The organism is Rathayibacter sp. VKM Ac-2803, assembly GCF_009807175.1.
Taxonomy (GTDB): Bacteria; Actinomycetota; Actinomycetes; order Actinomycetales; family Microbacteriaceae; genus Rathayibacter.
Genome location: NZ_WUCD01000001.1, coordinates 2,895,680 through 2,914,300 on the forward strand (window position 1 = coordinate 2,895,680; position 18,621 = coordinate 2,914,300).

The following is an 18,621-nucleotide window of genomic DNA, read 5'->3' on the forward strand; positions in this document are numbered from 1 at the left end:
CCGCGGGTCGGAGGGTCGGCTGGGAATCCGTCCGGCAGGGTGCGCGGGCCCCTCGCGCGGCACCACTGCTCAGGTGCGGCACCGTACGATCGATCCATGCCGAGCAAGGGGAGCTATGCCAAGGGTGTCGCCAAGCGCGAGGAGATCCTGCAGACCGCACTCGAGGTGTTCTCCCGCCAGGGATACCGTCGGGCGTCCCTGCGGGAGATCTCAGAGGCGGTCGGCCTGACCCAGGCGGGTCTGCTGCACTACTTCGACTCGAAGGAGGAGCTCTTCGCCGAGGTCCTCCGCAAGCGCGACGACGTCGACCGGGCCACCTACGACCTCGACGACAGCGGAGACCCGGCGATCGCCGGTCTCGTCCGGCTGATCCGGCACAACAGCGAGGTCCCCGGTCTGGTGCACCTCTACGCGACGCTGTCGGCCGAGGGCACCGACGAGACGCACCCGGCGCACGAGTTCTTCCTCGACCGCTACCGCACGACGACGGAGGTGCTGGCCGAGAGCGTCCGCGCCGACCAGCGCGAGGGGCTGATCGCGGCCGACATCGATCCCGAGGTCGCCGGCCGCATGATCACCGCCCTGGCCGACGGACTGCAGATCCAGTGGCTGCTCGACGAGGACGTCGACATGGGCGACATCGTCGAGACGTTCTGGGCCCTGCTCAAGCGCGTCCGCTGACGAGCGACTCCCCCGTGAACGACGTCCTGAGCGGCATCCTCGCCTTCGTGGTGAGCGTGCCGCCGGTCTGGCGGACGCTGCTGGCGGGGCTGGCGATCTTCTTCGAGACGACGATCCTCGCGGGCCTGATCGTGCCGGGCGACACCGTCGTGATCGTCAGCGCGACCGGCGTGACCACTCCGCTGCAGTTCGTCGCCCTGGCATTCACCGTCATCGTCGGCGCGCTCTGCGGCGAGTCGGTCGGCTTCTACCTCGGGCGCTGGTTCGGCCCGCGGATCCGCGCGTCCAGGCTCGGACGCCGGCTCGGCGAGAAGAACTGGGTGCGGGCCGAGCGCTATCTCGCTCGGCGCGGCGGGATCGCCGTGTTCCTCTCCCGCTTCCTGCCGGTGCTGCACTCGCTGATCCCCCTCACCGTGGGCATGAGCGGGATGCGCTACCGCACCTTCATGGCCTGGACGACGCCCGCGTGCACCCTCTGGTCGTTCGCCTACGTCGGAGTCGGCGCCGCGGCCGCCGGCGGGTACCGAGAGCTGTCCGACAGCCTGCACTACGCCGGGTACCTGTTCGTCGGAGCGATCGTTCTGTTCGCGCTGATCGTCTTCGGCGCCAAAAAGCTCCTGAAACGAGCGGAGGCGCGTCACCTCGATGAGTGACGCGCCTCGCGCGGGTGGTGCGGGAGCGACTAGTCGACGAGACCGGCCGACTCGAGCCACTCGGTCGCGATCGACGCGGCCGACTTCTCGTCGTTCACGCTCTCGGCGTTGAGCGACACGAGATCGTCGGCGGTCAGCTTCGCGCTGACGGCGTTGAGGACCTCCGCTGCGGCGTCGTCGACCTTGTCCGAGACGATCGGCACGACGTTGTCGGCGACGAACAGACCATCGGGGTCCTCGAGGGCGACGAGGTCGTTCGACTGGATGTTCGGGTCGGCGGTGTAGATGTTCGCCAGCTGGATCTGGTCGCTGGTGAGGGCGTCGACCGTGGTCGATCCGCCGCTGTCCTCGATCGCCTGGAACGTGGTGTCGATGCCGTACTTCTCCTTGAGCGCGTCCGGGCCGTAGGGGCGCGTCTGCAGCTCGGAGTTGCCGCCCAGCACGATCGGGTCGGTGACCTCGGCGAGCGAGGCGATGTCGGTGAGGCTCCACTGGTCGGCGAAGGCCTGGGTGACGGTGTACGAGTTCTGGTCGCTCGCTTCGGCGGCGTCGAGGGCGCGGAGGCCGTCGGGCAGCGCGTCGGTCAGAGCGGAGTAGACGTCGTCCGCGGTCGTGGCGGTCGTGTCCGGCTCGAGCGCCTGGAGCAGGCTGCCGTCGTACTCGGGGAACACGTCGATGGATCCGCTCTCGATCTCGGGCAGGTAGATCTCGCGCTGGCCGATGCGGAGGTCGCGCTCGACGGTGAAGCCGCCGTTCTCGAGTGCCTGCGCGTAGATCTCGGCGATGATCTCGTTCGAGTAGTAGTCCTGCGAGCCGACGACGAGGGTCGCGCCGCCCTCGGAGGAGTCGGAACCCGATCCCGAATCGAGCGGATCGCTGGACGAGCACCCTGCCAGTGCCACGACGGCACCGACCGCGAGTGCGCTGAGCGCGACACGGCCCTTCTTGGTTGCTGTGAACATAGCTATTTCCCTTCGTCGATGGGGATTCCCACCACCGCGGCTCGTCGGGTCGACGAGGCGCGGAAACCTGAGCGGCCGGATGTCCCGGCCAGACCGAGCACGACCCCGCGCGGCACCGCCACGCGCTGGAGGATCGCGAACAGGATCTCGCTGAGCAGCGTGAGGGCGATCACGATGATCGACCCGGCGAGCATCTGCGCGTAGTCCCCCGCCTTCACGCCCTGGAAGATGTAGTGCCCGAGCCCGCCGGCGCCGATGAAGTCGGCGAGCGTGGCGGTCGCGATGATCTGCAGCATCGCCGAGCGCAGGCCGCCGATCAGCAGCGGGAGTCCGAGCGGGATCTCGACCTTGCCGAGGATCTGCCACTCCGTCATCCCGACCGAGCGCGCCGCATCGACCGTGCGCCGGTCGACCGCCTCGAGTCCCGAGTAGGCACCGGCCAGCACCGACGGGATCGCGAGGATCACCAGGGCGATGAGCGGGGCGCCGAGGCCGAGGCCGAGGCTCATCGCCGCGAGGACCAGCACGCCGAGGGTGGGCAGGGCGCGGAGCCCGCCCGCGACGGGGACGGCGATGCCCTTTCCGCGGCCGGTGTGCCCGATCAGGTAGCCCAGCGGGATGGCGATCGCGCAGCAGATCACGAGCACCAGCAGGCTGATGCCGATGTGCTGGGCGAGCCGGTTGGGGATGCCGTAGACGCCGGTCCAGTGCGTGGGATCGCCGATCCACGCGAACGCCTCGAGGATGAGGTTCACGTCGTCACCGCCTTCTCGACGCGCACGACGCGCCTCTTCTCGCGAGCGCGGTCGGCAGCGGTCCAGGGCATCAGGAGGCGCCCGAGCAGCACGAGGATCCCGTCGAGCACGAGGGCGAGCGCGATGGTCAGCACGATGCCCGTGATGATCTCCCCCGAGATGCCGCGCTGGAACCCGTCGGTGAAGAGCAGTCCGAGGCTCTGGATCCCGAGCACGGCGCCCACGGTCACGAGCGAGACCGTGCTGACCGTCACGACCCGGAGGCCCGAGAGCAGCACCGGACCGGCGAGCGGGAACTCGACCCGCCAGAACCGGGCCCAGGCGGAGTAGCCCATCGCCGTCGCCGACTGCGTCACGTCCTCCGAGACCGCGCCCAGGGCGTCGGCCGTGGTGCGCACCATCAGGGCGATGCCGTAGAGGGTGAGGCCGATGATGACGTTGGCGGTCGAGCGCAGCGGGATGCCGAGGATCGCCGGCAGCAGGATGAACATCGCCAGCGACGGGATCGCGTAGAGGACGCCCAGCGCGGTGAGGACCGTGCCGCGACTCCAACGGTACCGGTTGGCGAACCAGCCGAACGGGAGCGAGATCACGAAGCTGAGGAGGATCGGCGGGACCGACAGCAGGAGGTGCGCGATCAGGTTCGTGATGATCGAGTCGGTGTTGTTGAGGACCCAGTTCACGCGCCGGCGCCGTCCTGGGAGCGCAGGACTCCGGTCGGGCGCCCGTCGCCGTCGACGACGATGCGCGCCCCGTCGCGCTCCTCGATGCGGAGCGAGCGCTTGCCGCGATCAGCGCCGATGAAGCCGGCCACGAAGTCGCTCGCGGGGTTCGCGAGGATCTCGGCGGGCGAGCCCTTCTGCGCGATCCGGCCGCCCTTCTCGAGGATGACGACCTGGTCGCCGAGCAGGAAAGCCTCGTCGATGTCGTGGGTGACGAAGACGACGGTCTTGTCGAGCTCGCGCTGGAGACGGAGGGTCTCGCGCTGCAGATCGGCGCGGACGAGAGGGTCGACGGCGCCGAACGGCTCATCCATCAGCAGGATGTTGGGGTCGACGGCGAGACCGCGCGCCACTCCGACGCGCTGCTGCTGGCCGCCCGAGAGCTGGCTCGGGTACCGCGTCGCGAGGGCGCGGTCGAGGCCGACCGTGTCCATCAGCTCGAGCGCGCGGGTGTGCGCGGGCTTCTTCGCGACTCCGTTGAGCCGCGGCACGGTGGCGATGTTGTCGATGACCCGGCGGTGCGGGAGCAGGCCGGAGTTCTGCATGACGTAGCCGATCCGGCGGCGGAGCGACACGGCGGGCAGCGTCGAGATGTCCTCGCCGTCGATCTCGATCGTGCCGCCGGTGGGCTCGATCATGCGGTTGATCATCCGGAGGATGGTGGTCTTGCCGCAGCCGGAGGACCCCACGAAGACGGTCGTCTCCCGCGACGGCAGCACGAGCGAGAAGTCGTCCACCGCGCGGGTGCCGTCCGGGTACTGCTTGCTGACTCCGCGGAACTCGATCACGACGTCTCTCACCCTCGTTGCGCGGCCCCGTGCAGAACCTCTGCGACAGCCAAACACCATTCGGAGACGCCTGCCAACCTGGATGGCGCAGTGTTGCGCAGGAGCCCCCGGCCGACTAGGGGGTGGCCGCGGGCTCGCGCCAAGGGGAGCGAGACACCCTGCTCGCGCTCCCCCGCCCCTCCCTCGCTGATCGAGTAGCCCGCGGAGCGGGCGTATCGAGATCCCCAGCGTCAGAAGGCGAGGCCATCACCCCGCCCTGCTGACGCTGGTGGGTCTCGATACGCCCCTGCGGGGCTACTCGACCAGCAGGCTGCCGTCTCAAGCCCAGACTCCCCGCTCCAGGCCCTGGACACTCGAGGCGAACGGGTGATTCGCGTGCCAGCGAATCGCCCTAGCCGCACGCAGCACGCTCCACCCACGCGACCACCTTTGGAAGCCGACTGCGCCACGCCGCGCGGGGAGCGGCGTGGACGACGGAGGGGCGGGCCCACCGGGCCCGCCCCTCCGTCGCAGAAACTCAGACCGCCCCGTAGTGCATCGACAGGTAGTTGCGCAGCAGCGCACGGGCCTCGTCGATGAAGCGCTGGTCGCCCTGGGGGTCCATCAGGAAGGCGCGGGTGAGCATGGCGTCGGCGACCTCGACGGTCACCTCGAGGCGGAACGAGAGCTGCGCTCCGCCGGGGAGTCCGTACTCGGAGGCGAGGATCTCGGCGAAGCGGCGGGCGAAGAAGCCCGCCTCGAACGCCTCCCCCGCCACCTCGGGGGCGTGGATGGTGTCGACGAAGCGGATCGAGCGGAAGCCGGGCTCGGTGCGGTGCATCTCGCAGAACGCGTCGACTGCGCAGTCGACGGCGCCCCACCAGTTGTCGGGGTGCGTCTCGCGGATCTCGGTGATGACCTTCTTGCGGAACCGCTCGAGAGCGCGCTCGCGGAGGGCCTGCAGCACGGCGATGCGGTCGGGGAAGTAGCGGTAGACGGTGCCGATGGCGGCTCCGGCGCGCTCGGCGACCATCGCGGTCGTCAGGCGGTCGAACCCGACCTCGTCGACCACGGCCGCGGCCGCGTCGAGCAGGGAGGCGAGGCGCGCTGCGCTGCGCACCTGGACGGGCTCGTTCCGGACCTGGGGGGATTCGCCGAAGGGTCGGTCGACGAGATTTCCAAGAGGCACGGCAGGCTCCTTCGGTGGCGGTTCCTACAATCGTACGCAGGCGGACGCGACCTGCGCGCCCGTTTGCGAACGTCTCTCGCGTTTCGTGCCCCCGGAAGGGCGGCGGATCCGCCGACTCCCACGATGCCAGGAGGACCCATGTGCGGACGTTTCGTCCTGTCGCAGACCACCGCCGATCTCGTCGCGCTGTTCGACATCGACGACCAGGGGCCGGATCTGCCGGAGCCCTCCTGGAACATCGCCCCGACCCAGCGCATCGCGGTCGTCGCCGAGTCGATGAAGGGGGTCGAGGAGGGCGAGCCTCCTCGTCGGCGCCTCGCCGCCGCGCGCTGGGGACTCGTCCCGCGCTCGGCCGCGGATCCGTCGGCCGGGGCGCCCCTGTTCAACGCCCGCATCGAGTCGGTCGCCGAGAAGCCGGCGTTCCGCGAGTCGTACGCCGCGCGACGCGCCATCGTGCCCGCCTCCGGCTGGTACGAGTGGCGGGTCGGCGCCGACGGAGTGAAGTCGCCCGTCTTCATCGCGCCCGAGGGCGGGTCGCTGGTGCTGTTCGCCGGCGTCTACGAGTGGTGGCGCTCCGCCGAGCAGGGCGCACCGTGGCTGCTCTCGGCGACCATCCTGACCCGGCCCGGCGCGGGAGCCGTGGCGGAGGTCCACGAGCGGATGCCCGTGCTGCTGCAGCCCGAGCTCATCGAGGACTGGCTCGACCCGAACGCCGTCGCCGACGGGTCGCTGCTGCGCGCCGCCTCCGACGGTGCAGGCGAGCTGGCCGAGGAGCTCGACGTCACTCCGGTCGGCGACGCCGTGGGCTCGGTCCGCAGCAACGGCCCGGAGCTCATCGAGCCGCTCGCCTCCTGACGCGGTGGAGCGGTGACGGCGAGCGGAGGAACGTCCGCCGACCGTCGGGCGACGGCGAGCCGCCGTGCCCCCGCGAGCCGACAGGCATCTGACAGACTGTGCGGATGCCGCTGACGCCTGAGAGCAAGCCGATGAGCGCCGGGGCGGCCGAGGTCCTGCACCGCGCCGCCCGCCTCGAGGACCGCATCCACGCGTTCCGGATGGGGCGGGTGAAGCGCAAGGGCTACGTGGCCCGCGTGATCCCGTACACCGGCTACGGGACGACCGTGCAGCTGCGGGTCCTCGCCCGCGTGCTCTACACGAAGCCGACACCGCCGGGCGCCGAAGAGGTGCGCCCCGTCGAGGGAGTCCGCGGCTGGAGGAGCTTCACGAGCGTCTTCGTGAACGGTGCGAAGGTGATCGTCGAGGTCGACGGGCAGAGCCACGAGATCGTCGCCGACCGCGGCGGAGTCGTCGACGCCGACATCCCGATCACGCTCGACCCGGGCTGGCACACGATCACGTTCACCACGGCGGGCGCGACTCCGGTCGAGGCTCCCGTGTTCATAGCGAGCCCCGAGGCGCGCATCGGCCTGGTCTCGGACATCGACGACACCGTGATGGTCACTGCGCTCCCCCGGCCCTTCATCGCCTTCTGGAACACCTTCGTGCTCGACGAGCACGCGCGGATGCCCACCCCGGGCATGGCGGTGTTCCTCGACCGCTTCGCGCGCCGCAACGAGGGCTCGCCCGTGGTCTACCTCTCGACCGGGGCGTGGAACGTGGCGCCGGCGCTCACGCGGTTCCTCTCACGGCACCTGTACCCCTCCGGAGCACTGCTGCTGACCGACTGGGGGCCGACGCACGACCGCTGGTTCCGCAGCGGCAAGCAGCACAAGGAGGAGAACCTCCGTCGCCTCGCGCGTGAGTTTCCCGACGTGAAGTGGCTGCTCGTCGGCGACGACGGCCAGCACGACGAGGAGATCTACTCCGACTTCGCGCACGAGCACCCGGACAGGGTCGCGGCGATCGCGATCCGCCAGCTCTCGACCGGAGAGGCGGTGCTCGCGGGTGGCCGCTCGAAGGCTGCCGACCGCTCCGAGACCAGTGGCACGCCCTGGGTCTACGCACCGGACGGTGCGGGCATCTCGGAGCAGCTGACGGAGCTCGGCGTCCTCTGACGCCGCTCCGACCCGCCTCCGGCTCGCAGGACCGCGTTCGGCTCGCAGGAACACGAACTCCGGCTCGCAGAATCGCGTTCGGCTCGCAGGAATCGTCTGATTCTGCGAGCCGAACCGTATCCTGCGAGCCGGAGGTGCGTCCGAGGCGGGAACGGGCGGGGAACGACGACGCCGCCCGGCCCCGGAGGGAGCGGACGGCGTCGGCGAGGACGGTGCGGACTACGCCTGGTGCGCGGCCTGCAGGTCGAGGGTGATGGTGACCTTCTCGCCGATGAGCACGCCACCGGTCTCGAGGGCGGCGTTGTAGGTGAGACCGAAGTCGGTGCGGTCGATGGTCGCCTTGGCGGTCAGACCGGCCTTGTAGTTGCCGTAGGGGTCGGAGCCGAAGCCGCCGAACTCGACCTCGAAGGTGACGGGCTTGGTGACGTCCTTGATGGTGAGCTCACCGTCGACGAGGAAGTCGTCCTTGTTGGCGCGGACCGCGGTCGACACGAAGTGGATCTCGGGGTACTTCTCGGCCTCGAAGAAGTCGCCGGTGCGGAGGTGACCGTCGCGGTTCGGCTCGTTGGTGTTGACGGAGGCGACCTCGGCGGTGGCCTCGACCTTGGAGTCGAGCGGGTTCTCACCTGTGGTGAACGTCGCGGTGAAGCGCTCGAACTTGCCCTTGACCTTGCTGATCATGAGGTGACGGACGCTGAAGCCGACCTCGCTGTGCGTGGGGTCGATGACCCAGGTGCCTGCCTTGTAACCGGGAATGGTGATCGTGTCGGTCATGATTTCTCCTCAGGGTCGTCGTCGTGGGGAGTTCTCCCCGGTCCGATACATGCAATCGTATCGACGATCCGAGTATTCCATGTAGCGACAACTATTTTTGTGAACTCTTCGCGAAGCGACCATGTCGTCGCTGAGGGCTCTCGCAGGTCATCCTGCCCGCCCCTCGCCGATCGAGTAGCCCGCGCAGCGGGCGTATCGAGATCCACGTCCTTCAGAAGGCCGGGGCAGAAGCCCCATCTGCTGAAGCGGGTGGGTCTCGATACGCCCCTGCGGGGCTACTCGACCAACATGGGGGCAGCGAGCCGGGTCGGTTAGGTGCGCGCCGGGTTGCGGATGCCGGCGAGGGAGACGAGGCCGCCGGCGATCAGGAGGAGGGCGGTCGCGAGGGCGGCGCGCGAGAAGCCTGCGGCGTCGAGCGTGTCGCCGACGATGAGCGAGGTGGCGGCGATGGCGACCAGGCCCGCGATGCGCGAGACCGCGTTGTTGACGGCGGAGCCGACTCCGCTGTGCTCGCTCGACACGGCGCCGAGGATCGTCGAGGTCAGCGGGGCGACCGTCACCGCGAGGCCCAGGCCGAACAGCACGATGCCGGGCAGCAGCCGGGTCAGGTAGTCCCCCGGCTCGCTCGCGCCGATCATCAGGAGGAACCCGCCGCCGGCGACGAGCGGACCGACCCCCATGAAGAGGCGCGGGCCGAAGCGCGCCGACAGCGAGCCCGCGTACTGCGACAGCAGGAGCAGCAGCACGGTCGGCGGCAGCGTCGCGACACCCGCGAGGGTCGCCGAGAAGCCCAGGCCCTGCTGCAGGAAGAGCCCGAGCGCGAAGAAGCCGAACGAGAGAGCCCCGTAGATGAACGCGGTCGCGATGTTGCCCACGGTGAAGTTGCGCGTCGCGAAGAGCGACAGCGGCAGCATCGGATGCGGTGCGCGCCGCTCCCAGAGGACGAAGGCGATCAGCGCCGCCACTCCCCCGATCAGGGCGGTCAGCACGAGCGGATCCTCGAAGCCCAGCCGCTCCTGCTCGATGAGGGCGAAGACGGGGCCGCCGAGCCCGATCACTCCGAGCACCGCGCCGACGCCGTCGATCGGCACCCGCGTCCCGGAGTCGACATGACCGAGCCGGCGCAGCAGCACCAGGGTGAGCGCGATCGGGAGGATGTTCAGCGCGAAGACGTACCGCCACGAGCCGGCATCGACCAGGAGCCCGCCGATCACGGGTCCGGCGATCGTCGCGGTGCCGGTCCAGGCCGTCCAGGCGCCGATCGTCTTCGCCTGCGCCGCGCCGCGCACTGTCGCGATGATGAGGGCGAGCGAGCTGGGGACGAGGATCGCCCCCGCAGCGCCCTGCAGCATCCGCGCGACGATCAGCACCTCGGCCGTCGGGGCGGCGGCGCACAGCAGCGACGTCACACCGAAGCCGATCAGCCCGATCGTCATGCTCCTGGCGCGTCCGATGCGATCGGCGAGCGATCCCGCCACGAGGATCAGCGCGCCGAGAGTGATCAGGTAGCCGTCCACCACCCACTGCTGGGTGACGAGTCCGCCGCCGAGCTCGCGCGAGATCGCGGGCAGGGCCACGTTGACGACAGTGCCGTCGAGGAAGGCGACGAAGGAGGCGAGGACCGCCACGACGAGGACCGCTCGACGGGCCTTCTCCGCGGGGTCGACGGCGGCGCTCACTGCGGGATCCGGCTCATCCGCTCACCGTACTCCGAGCGCCACCGGAGGGGGCGGCACCCCGGATCCAGACTCGTCGCCTACTCTCGTAGCCATGTCTGCGCAAGGAACCCCCCGCGGCGGCATGCTCGCCCGCGTGCTCGCCGTCGCCGGAGCGAGCATCGCCGGCGGTCTGCTGATCACAGTCGGCGTCACGCCCGCCCTCGCCGTCACCGGCCTCGCCGAGAACAATCCGATCGGACTCTTCGAGACCGTCCCCGAGTACCTCGAGCTGGGCCAGCTGGCGCAGAAGACCGAGATCTACGCGAAGAACACCGACGGGTCCGACCAGCTGCTCGCCTCCTTCTACGCGCAGAACCGCGAGGAGGTGGCGTTCGACCAGGTCAGCCAGTTCGTCAAGGACGCGGCGGTCGCCACCGAGGACCCGCGCTTCTACGACCACGGCGGAGTCGACCTGCAGGGCACGATCCGCGCGGTCCTCAGCAACGTGTTCGGCGGCGACCTGCAGGGCGGCTCCTCGATCACGCAGCAGTACGTCAAGAACGTCCTCGTGCAGAAGGCGGAGTCGCTGAGCGACACCGACCCGGCCGCGTCCGAGGCCGCCTACGCCGAGGCGACGGCCACCACTCCCGCGCGCAAGCTCAAGGAGATGAAGCTCGCCGTCGACCTCGAGAAGAAGTACAGCAAGGACGACATCCTCCTCGGCTACCTCAACATCGCCGGCTTCGGCGGCCAGGTCTACGGGATCCAGGCGGCGGCCGAGTACTACTTCTCGACATCGGCCGCGAACCTCACTCTCGCGCAGTCGGCCAGCCTGATCGCCACCGTCAACAACCCGAACAACCTGCGCATCGACCAGCCCGAGAACATCCCCGAGAACAAGGTCCGCCGCGACTACGTCCTCGACCAGATGCTCCAGGAGGGGAAGATCACCCAGGCCGACCACGACGCCGCCGTCGCCGAGGAGGTCGTCCCGGCCATCGCGCCGACCCAGACCGGCTGCCAGACCGCCGGCAACGCCGCCTACTTCTGCGACTACGTGACCTGGGTCATCCGCAACGACCCCGCCTTCGGCGACGACGAGAACGCCCGCTTCGCGAACTTCCAGCGCGGCGGCTACAAGATCTACACGACGCTCGACCGCGACCTGCAGGACGTCGCGACCGCGACGACGAACCAGTGGGTGCCGAAGACGCCCGTCGACGACGTCAACATCGGCAGCGCGACCGTCTCGATGGAGGTCGGCACGGGCCGGATCCTCGCGATGACGCAGAACAAGGACTACGACGCCGCCGGCTCCGTCAACGGAGAGAACTTCTCGGCGATCAACTTCAGCACGGACACCGCGTACGGCGGTTCCGCCGGGTTCCAGGTCGGCTCGACCTACAAGGTCTTCACCCTCGCGCAGTGGCTCGCCAACGGGCACACCATCTACGAGACCGTGAACGGGCGCGAGCGGACCTTCGACGACTTCCCCGCCTCGTGCGCTCCCGGAGGCGAGTGGAACGGCGAGTTCGAGGTCAACAACGACGACGGCGAGAACGGCACCTTCAGCGTGCTGCAGGGCACCATGCGCTCGATCAACACGGTCTTCGTGGCGATGGCGCAGCAGCTCGACCTCTGCGCGATCCGCGACCAGGCGGCCGCCTTCGGGGTGAAGACCGCCTCCGGCGCCGAGCTCAGCTACTTCCCCTCGGCGATCCTCGGCTCGGCCGACCAGATCGCGCCGCTGTCGATGGTGACGGCCTTCGCCGGCTTCGCGAACAACGGCAGCGCCTGCAGCGCGATCGCCATCGACTCGATCACCGACTCCGCGGGCGCGGCGGTCCAGCCTCCCGTCACGACCTGCAACCAGGCGCTCTCGCCCGAGCTGACCGCCGTCGCCACCGACGCCCTGCAGGACGTGGTGACCGGCGGGACCGCGGCCGCCTCCGATCCCGACGACGGCATCGAGCACATCGGCAAGACCGGCACGACCGACGACGCCGTGCACACCTGGATGGACGGGGCCTCGTCCCGGGTCGCCACGGTCGTCTGGGTGGGCAACATCACGGGCGACGCCTCGATGCGCAGGGTGCTGGTCGAGAACACCGAGACCGGACGCGACGCCTACGCCTCGAACGTGCGCCACTACATCTGGAACGCCGTGATGACACGGGCCGACGAGAAGTACGGCGGAGACGACTTCGCCGATCCCTCCAGCGCGCTGCTGAACGGCCGCCAGGTCACCGTCCCGAACGTCACCGGGCAGTCGGTCGACGCCGCGACCGAGACCCTGGAGGATCTCGGCTTCGACGTCGAGGAGGGCGCGACCGTCGACTCCGCGGCCGCCGCCGGCACCGTCGCGGGCACCGATCCGGGCGCCGGCACGACGGCGCCGCGCTACTCGAGCATCACCCTGCTCGTGAGCAACGGCTCCCAGGTCCCGGCACCGGCGACCCAGGCGCCCGCCGCGACGCCGACCGCCACCGAGACGCCGGAGGCGACTCCCGCGCCGACCGCCACGGAGACGCCCACACCGACACCGACGCCTACGGCCACCGGGGAGGTCGAGGAGTGAGCGGCTTCGACGACTCCTTCCTCGGCCCCGTGGTCGGCGCGCTCCGCCCGTCCGCCGAGCGCGCGACGAGGGAGCTGCCGTACACGCACTTCGAGGTGCTGCTCGATCCCGAGCGGCGGCTGGCGCTCTCGACCGCGGTCAACATCGACGGCGCCCGCCTGCTCGACCTCGGCCGCGGCGACGACTGGCACCTCGACGACCGCATCCCCGCCTCCGAGCAGACCGGTCCAGAGGTCTACGCCCGCAACGACTTCGACCGGGGGCACCTCGTCCGCCGGCGCGACCCCGTGTGGGGCGAGCCTGCCGAGGCGCGCGCCGCCAACGTCGACAGCTTCTGCTACACGAACGCGGCGCCCCAGGCGAGCGGCTTCAACCAGTCGAAGGAGCTCTGGCTCGGCCTCGAGACGCTGGTGCTCGACTACGCGCAGACCTGGCGGACCCGCCTCGACGTCTTCACCGGGCCGGTCCTCGCCGACGGCGATCCCGTGTACCGGGGCATCGGGATCCCCCGCCGCTTCTGGAAGATCGCTGCGTGGAGCCCCGACGGCGAGACCACCGCGACGAGCGCCTACCTGCTCGATCAGACCGAGCTCGTCGAGGGGATCACGCGCGAGGGACTCGTCCCGCTCGGCGGCTTCAAGACGTTCCAGGTCGCCGTGTCGCTGATCGGCGAGCTGACCGGGCTCGACGTCGGCGTGCTCGCTGCTGCCGACGTCCTGAGCACCGAGGGACTCCGGCCGTCGGCCCTGCGCGAGCTGACGACCGCCGAGGACGTCGCGGCGGGGCTCGGCGCCCGCTGAGCGACTCCGACGGTCCAGGATGGGGGCATGAGCTCTCCCGTCCTCGTCGAGATCGTCTCCGGTGCCGCCGAGCTGCGTGATCCGGAGGCGGGACTCGTGCGGGTGGACGAGCCCGGCTACCTCCGCGGCGACGGGGTCTTCGAGACTCTCGCGGTGATCCACGGCCGTCCTCACGGGCTCGAGGAGCACCTCGGCCGGCTCCGGGCCTCGGCGGACGCGATCGCACTCCGCCTCCCCGACGACGACGCCTGGACCGCCGCGGTGGAGCTCGCCCTCGCCGAGCACGACGCGGCCGACGACCTCTCGGTGCGGCTCGTCGCCGGGTACCGCGAGGCGGACGGCGCCCGCTGCACCGTCCGCGTCGAGCCGACATCCGATGCGAGCGCGCTGCGAGCGGGCGGAGTCGCGGTGGCGGTCCTCGATCGCGGCTACGCCCGCGGAACGACCGACGCCGCGCCGTGGCTGCTCGGCGGGGTGAAGAGCACCTCGGGCGCCGTGACGCGTGCCGCCCTGCGCGAGGCGCGCCTCCGCGGGTCGGACGACGTGGTCTGGCGCACCAGCGACGGCTGGCTGCTCGAGGGCGCGACGTCGAGCCTCGTGCTGCTGCTCGACGGCGTGCTGACGACGCCGGTCGCCGGCCGCGGGATCCTCGACGGGACGACCGTCTCGCGGATCCTGGCGCTCGGCGGCGACCACGGCCTCGACTCCGCTCGCCGTGAGCTGCCGGTGGCGGCGCTGGCCAGGGCGGACGCCGCCTGGCTCGTCTCCAGCACGCGCCGGGCCGTGCCGATCCGCGCCGTCGACGGCGAACCTCTGGAGATCCACCGCGACCTCACCGCCGCCTTCGAGGAGGGCCTCCTCGCCGGCTGACGCGAGCGTCCGACCCGGGTGAGGGTAGGGGGGAACCCCGGACCCGCGTCAGGCCGCGGCGGCGAGGGCGCGGGCGGTGCGCGGGCCGACGCCGGCCGCCTCCGCGTCGCGCAGGTCGTCGAGGGTGTCGACGTCGAGGCGCAGCGTGGAGGCGCGCGGCACGTCGACGGCGGTGCAGCCGGCCGCGAGGTGGCGCGCGAACGAGTCGAGGCCGAAGGCGGACTCGATCAGCGCCGACGCCGCGAGGAGGAGGGCCGTCGTCCCCGTGCCGGCGCGGTCGGGCACGACCGCCGGGAGCCTCACCGCCGCACGCAGCGCGCGATCGAGATCGACGGGCACCAGCGCTGGGAGGTCGCCGGTCAGCGCGACCACGGGCGCCTCCGGCCGCTCCCGCAGAGCGTGCGCGACTCCGGCAGTGACGGCGCTGTTCAGGGTGCCGGGATCGGCGAGTACGACGAGGGCGGGATCGGCGGCGAGCGCGAGCGCGGCCGCCTCCGCGTCGGAGGTGACCAGGATCAGGGTCGCGACGTCCTGCGCTGCCCTGGCGGCCGCGAGCGTGTCGAGGAGGAACGCCTCGGCCAGCACCGCGCGCGCCTCGAGGTCGAGCCGCGTCTTCGACGAGCCGCGGCCCTTGAAGACGACGACGGCGCTCCAGCCGACGCTCATCGCTCCCCCGCGGCCGCGCGACCGGCCGCCACGCCCTCGGCGTACGCCTCGTCGGCGCCGAGACGGAACATGTCCTCGGGCCCCGTCCGGGTGAGCGAGCGCGCCCCCGGCGCGTCCAGTTCGGTCACCAGTCGCGCGAGACCGCGGACGACCGCGACCGGGCGGCCGGTGGCCTTGCCCTTCACGAGGTCGCCGAGGCCCGCGATCTCGTCGGCGACGGCCGGCATGGTGACGCCGAGGGTGCGTCCGAGGGCGTCGGTCGCTCCGCGCAGGTCGTCGACGACCTCGAGGCCCGCCGCGCCGATGGCCGCGTCGGTCTGGCCGACGCGCCACGCCCGGCCCAGGGTGTCGCTGACGATGACGGCGACCCGCGCTCCGAGACGGCTGCGGAGCCCTTCGCAGAGAACGCGCGCCGACGCGTCCGGATCCTCGGGCAGGAGCAGCACGGTGCCCTCGGCCACGTTGCTCGAGTCGACGCCCGCCGCGGCCTGCACGATGCCGAGCCGGTTCTCGACGATGCGCGTGACGCCGTGCGCGTGAGCGCGGGTCGCGACGACCCGCACGGTCTCGGCGGTGATCGCGTCCTCGCGGTCCTCGGCGGCGACGAGGCGGCCCTCGGCCTTCGAGACGATCTTGCTGGTGACGACGAGGATGTCGCCGTCGATCGGGCGGTCCTCCTCGGGCGCCGCGGCGACGGAGGCGAGGATCAGCTCGAGGAGGTCGTCCCCGGGGACCACCTCGGGGATCCCGTCGAGGGTCCAGGCCTGCACTCGCGTCGCACTCACCCCTCCATTCTCGCGGGCGGGCGGGGGTGCGGCGTCCACGGGCGGCGGAGTCAGGAGGTGAGGAAGGCGGCGACCGCGGGCGGCACGTACGGCGAGATATCGCCTCCCAGGCTCGAGACCTGGCGCACGAGCGAGCTCGAGACGTGGGCGTGGGCGGGATCGGGCAGGAGGAACACCGTCTCGACGTGGGCGAGGTTGCGGTTCACGATCGCCATCGGCGTCTCGTAGGCGACGTCGACCTGCGAGCGGATCCCCTTGACCAGGACGCTGGCGCCGACGTCGGTGCAGTAGTCGACGAGGAGCCCCATGCTCCACGACGCGACCACGAAGGACCCCTCGAGACCCGCCTCCTGGATCGACTGCTCGATCAGGGCGACGCGCTGGGTGATCGGCAGCAGGGCGGTCTTGGACGGGTTGTGCACGACCACCACGTGCAGCTCGTCGACGAGGCGGGCGGCGCGCTCGATGACGTCGAGATGCCCGAGCGTGACGGGGTCGAACGAACCGGGGACGACGGCGATGCGGGCCATGCCGAAAGCGTAGCCGTCGCCGGCGGCACGTCCCTGAACAGCGATGGTCAGCTCTTGGCGAGGAACTCGCGGTCGCGGTCCTGCACTCGGCGCTCGAGCGCCGCGCGGAGCCGGTCGTGCTCGGCGAGCCGCGGATCCTCCTCGAGGAGCCTCTCGGCCAGGGCACGCGCCTCGACGATGAGCGGTGCGTCCTGCACCACGCGCAGCAGGCGGAGGGAGGAGCGACCGCCCGACTGCGAGTCGCCGAGCACGTCGCCCTCGCGGCGCAGCTCCAGGTCGACCTCGGCCAGCTCGAAGCCGTCGAGCGTCGCGGCGACGGCCTCGACCCGCTCCCGCGCGATCGTCCCCGCCTCGGCCGCCGTGACGAAGAGGCACACGCCAGGCACGCCTCCGCGGCCGATCCGCCCCCGGAGCTGGTGCAGCTGCGAGACGCCGAAGCGCTCGGCGTCGAGCACGATCATCATCGAGGCGTTGGGGACGTCGACGCCCACCTCGATGACGGTGGTCGAGACGAGGACGTCGATCTCCCCGGCCGCGAACGCGCGCATGACGGCGTCCTTCTCGTCGGTGCTCATGCGTCCGTGCAGGGCGGCGGAGCGGCGCTTCGACAGCAGCGCGTGCCTCCTGACCCCCTCGATCGTGGCCGCCACCGTCGACAGCGGAGTCGCGGCGTCCTCCGGCGCGACGACGCCCTCGGCGACCTCCCCAGGCTCGATCGCGGGGCAGACGATGTACACCTGGTGACCGGCTCGGATCTCCTCCTCCGCCCGCTCCCAGGCCCGGGCGATCAGCCCGGGGCTGTCGGTGAGCGACACGACGTGGCTCGTGATCCCGGGGCGGCCGGCGGGCAGCTCGCGGATCGTCGAGGTGTCGAGGTCACCGAACACGGTCATCGCGACGGTCCGCGGGATGGGCGTCGCGGTGAGCACGAGCACGTGCGGCGGCTGCGCCCCCTTGCGGCGGAGGGTGTCGCGCTGGTCGACGCCGAAGCGGTGCTGCTCGTCGATCACGACGAGCCCGAGGTCGTAGAACGTCACCTTGTCGCCGAGGAGCGCGTGCGTGCCGACGACGATCTTGGCGGTGCCCGAGACGATGCGCAGGAGCGCCGCGCGTCGCTCCGCGGCACCGAGACCGCCGGTGAGCAGCGTGGGCACCAGCTCTGCCGAGAGCTCGGGGCCGAGGGTCCTGGCGATCGAGCGCAGGTGCTGGCCGGCGAGCACCTCGGTGGGCGCCAGCAGGGCGGCCTGACCGCCGCTCTCGGCCGTCGTCAGCATGGCGCGGAGGGCCACCAGCGTCTTGCCCGAGCCGACCTCGCCCTGCACGAGGCGCGACATCGGGGTCTCGGTCGCGAGGTCGTCGGCGATCTCGGCCCCGACGGCGCGCTGATCGCCGGTGAGCTCGAACGGGAGCACGGAGTCGAAGCGCTCGAGCAGACCGCCGGGTGAGGGCGTCCGCGGGGTCGCCGGCGTGGCCTTCGCCGCCGCTCGGCGCTCGAGCAGAGCGAGCTGGAGGAGGAAGGCCTCGTGGAAGCGCAGGGTCTCGCGCGCCTGCGCCTCGTCCCCCTCCCGCTGGGGTCGGTGGATCAGCTCGAGTGCCTCGCCGAGGGGCATCAGCGAGCGGCCCGACCGCACCGAGTCGGGCATCGGGTCGGGCACCGCGCCCAGCCCGTCGAGCAGCACGGCCATCGCCGACTGGAGCTGCCAGCTCGAGAGCGCGCTCGTCGCCGGATAGATCGGGATCGGCCGCTCCGCCCAGTCCTTCGCCAGCTCGACCCCGCCCGCAGCAGCGGCCTCCTCGTCGTCGAAGAGTCGGTAGTCGGGATGCGTCAGCTGCTTGGTCTGGCGGAACATCGAGACCGTGCCCGCGAAGATCCCCCGCGCGCCGCGGTGCAGCTTCGCCATCCGCCACGACTGGTTGAAGAACGTGAGCGAGAGCGTGCCCGTGCCGTCCGAGATGACCACCTCGAGCAGCTTCCCGGGCCGGTTCTTCATCGGGCGCTCGTGCACCTCGCGCACCTCGGCCACGATCGTGACGCTCTCGCCGACCGGGAGCTGCGAGAGCGCGGTCAGCTCGCCGCGCTTCGCGTAGCGCCGCGGATAGTGCCCGAGGAGCTCGCCCACGGTGCGGTAGCCGAACGCCTTCTCGACGGCGGCCGCGGTGCGCGGGCCGACGACCGCCGCGAGGCCGGCGTCGAGCGGGTCCTGGATCACCTAGCG

Annotated in this window: 18 protein-coding genes; 7 read left to right on the top strand and 11 right to left on the bottom strand. The window is 71.3% G+C overall.

Annotated elements, in window-relative coordinates; genetic code table 11:
• The first annotated feature begins 96 nt into the window (after positions 1-96).
• Positions 97-681 carry a TetR/AcrR family transcriptional regulator gene (locus GRS96_RS13580; RefSeq protein WP_159988721.1) on the top strand — a complete coding sequence of 195 codons (585 nt, stop codon included), beginning with the start codon at positions 97-99 and terminating at the stop codon, positions 679-681.
• A 14-nt stretch (positions 682-695) separates the two neighbouring features.
• The gene (locus tag GRS96_RS13585) at positions 696-1,334 is read left to right on the top strand and encodes a DedA family protein (RefSeq protein WP_159988722.1); all 639 of its coding nucleotides are present in this window, start codon (positions 696-698) and stop codon (positions 1,332-1,334) included.
• Positions 1,335-1,363: 29 nt separating this feature from the next.
• Here GRS96_RS13585 and GRS96_RS13590 read toward each other — a convergent pair whose 3' ends face one another.
• The 5 genes from GRS96_RS13590 to GRS96_RS13610 form a co-directional block, all read right to left on the bottom strand.
• Complete coding sequence (locus GRS96_RS13590) at positions 1,364-2,296, bottom strand: ABC transporter substrate-binding protein (protein WP_159988723.1); 933 nt, start codon at positions 2,294-2,296, stop codon at positions 1,364-1,366.
• A gap of 2 nt (positions 2,297-2,298) precedes the next feature.
• Positions 2,299-3,051 carry an ABC transporter permease gene (locus GRS96_RS13595; RefSeq protein WP_159988724.1) on the bottom strand — a complete coding sequence of 251 codons (753 nt, stop codon included), beginning with the start codon at positions 3,049-3,051 and terminating at the stop codon, positions 2,299-2,301.
• Positions 3,048-3,734, bottom strand: a complete 687-nt coding sequence (locus tag GRS96_RS13600; protein WP_159988725.1) for an ABC transporter permease — start codon at positions 3,732-3,734, stop codon at positions 3,048-3,050. Before GRS96_RS13600 ends, GRS96_RS13595 begins: the two co-directional genes overlap by 4 nt.
• A complete protein-coding gene (locus tag GRS96_RS13605; RefSeq protein WP_159988726.1) occupies positions 3,731-4,561 on the bottom strand; it encodes an ABC transporter ATP-binding protein in 831 nt (276 codons plus the stop codon). The genes GRS96_RS13600 and GRS96_RS13605 overlap by 4 nt, the downstream gene beginning before the upstream one ends.
• A 517-nt stretch (positions 4,562-5,078) precedes the next feature.
• Positions 5,079-5,729, bottom strand: coding sequence for a TetR/AcrR family transcriptional regulator (locus tag GRS96_RS13610; RefSeq protein WP_159858577.1), 651 nt, complete (start codon positions 5,727-5,729; stop codon positions 5,079-5,081).
• Between the two features lie 138 nt (positions 5,730-5,867).
• Between GRS96_RS13610 and GRS96_RS13615 the strand changes: the two genes are divergently transcribed.
• Positions 5,868-6,584, top strand: a complete 717-nt coding sequence (locus GRS96_RS13615; protein WP_159858580.1) for an SOS response-associated peptidase — start codon at positions 5,868-5,870, stop codon at positions 6,582-6,584.
• A 104-nt stretch (positions 6,585-6,688) separates the two neighbouring features.
• Positions 6,689-7,744, top strand: a complete 1,056-nt coding sequence (locus GRS96_RS13620) for an App1 family protein (protein WP_159858583.1) — start codon at positions 6,689-6,691, stop codon at positions 7,742-7,744.
• 219 nt (positions 7,745-7,963) lie between these two features.
• On the opposite strand, the gene GRS96_RS13625 is transcribed toward GRS96_RS13620, so the two are convergent.
• Both GRS96_RS13625 and GRS96_RS13630 read right to left on the bottom strand, forming a co-directional pair.
• Entirely contained in the window at positions 7,964-8,518 is a 555-nt protein-coding gene (locus tag GRS96_RS13625) for a YceI family protein (protein WP_159858586.1), read from the bottom strand.
• Between the two features lie 311 nt (positions 8,519-8,829).
• On the bottom strand, positions 8,830-10,197 hold the full coding sequence (locus tag GRS96_RS13630; protein ID WP_159988727.1) for an MFS transporter: 1,368 nt from the start codon (positions 10,195-10,197) through the stop codon (positions 8,830-8,832).
• Positions 10,198-10,288: 91 nt separating this feature from the next.
• Between GRS96_RS13630 and GRS96_RS13635 the strand changes: the two genes are divergently transcribed.
• From GRS96_RS13635 to GRS96_RS13645, 3 genes are read left to right on the top strand one after another with little or no spacing between them, the layout of a single operon-like run.
• Entirely contained in the window at positions 10,289-12,754 is a 2,466-nt protein-coding gene (locus GRS96_RS13635; RefSeq protein WP_159988728.1) for a transglycosylase domain-containing protein, read from the top strand.
• Positions 12,751-13,554 (top strand): DNA/RNA non-specific endonuclease, encoded by an 804-nt coding sequence (locus tag GRS96_RS13640; RefSeq protein WP_159988729.1) that lies wholly within the window; start codon positions 12,751-12,753, stop codon positions 13,552-13,554. The genes GRS96_RS13635 and GRS96_RS13640 overlap by 4 nt, the downstream gene beginning before the upstream one ends.
• A gap of 27 nt (positions 13,555-13,581) precedes the next feature.
• Positions 13,582-14,424: an aminotransferase class IV gene (locus GRS96_RS13645; protein ID WP_159988730.1), complete on the top strand. Its 843-nt coding sequence runs from the start codon at positions 13,582-13,584 to the stop codon at positions 14,422-14,424.
• A gap of 48 nt (positions 14,425-14,472) precedes the next feature.
• Here the strand turns inward: GRS96_RS13645 and cofC are convergent, their stop codons facing one another.
• Genes cofC through GRS96_RS13665 form a run of 4 tightly spaced genes read right to left on the bottom strand, consistent with a single transcriptional unit; the run spans position 14,473 to position 18,615 of the window.
• The gene (gene cofC, locus GRS96_RS13650; protein WP_159988731.1) at positions 14,473-15,090 is read right to left on the bottom strand and encodes a 2-phospho-L-lactate guanylyltransferase; all 618 of its coding nucleotides are present in this window, start codon (positions 15,088-15,090) and stop codon (positions 14,473-14,475) included.
• On the bottom strand, positions 15,087-15,875 hold the full coding sequence (gene cofE, locus GRS96_RS13655; RefSeq protein ID WP_236553625.1) for a coenzyme F420-0:L-glutamate ligase: 789 nt from the start codon (positions 15,873-15,875) through the stop codon (positions 15,087-15,089). Before cofE ends, cofC begins: the two co-directional genes overlap by 4 nt.
• 50 nt (positions 15,876-15,925) lie before the next feature.
• Entirely contained in the window at positions 15,926-16,405 is a 480-nt protein-coding gene (coaD, locus tag GRS96_RS13660; RefSeq protein WP_159858604.1) for a pantetheine-phosphate adenylyltransferase, read from the bottom strand.
• Between the two features lie 47 nt (positions 16,406-16,452).
• Positions 16,453-18,615, bottom strand: coding sequence for an ATP-dependent DNA helicase RecG (locus tag GRS96_RS13665; RefSeq protein ID WP_442966622.1), 2,163 nt, complete (start codon positions 18,613-18,615; stop codon positions 16,453-16,455).
• Positions 18,616-18,621 lie beyond the last annotated feature (6 nt).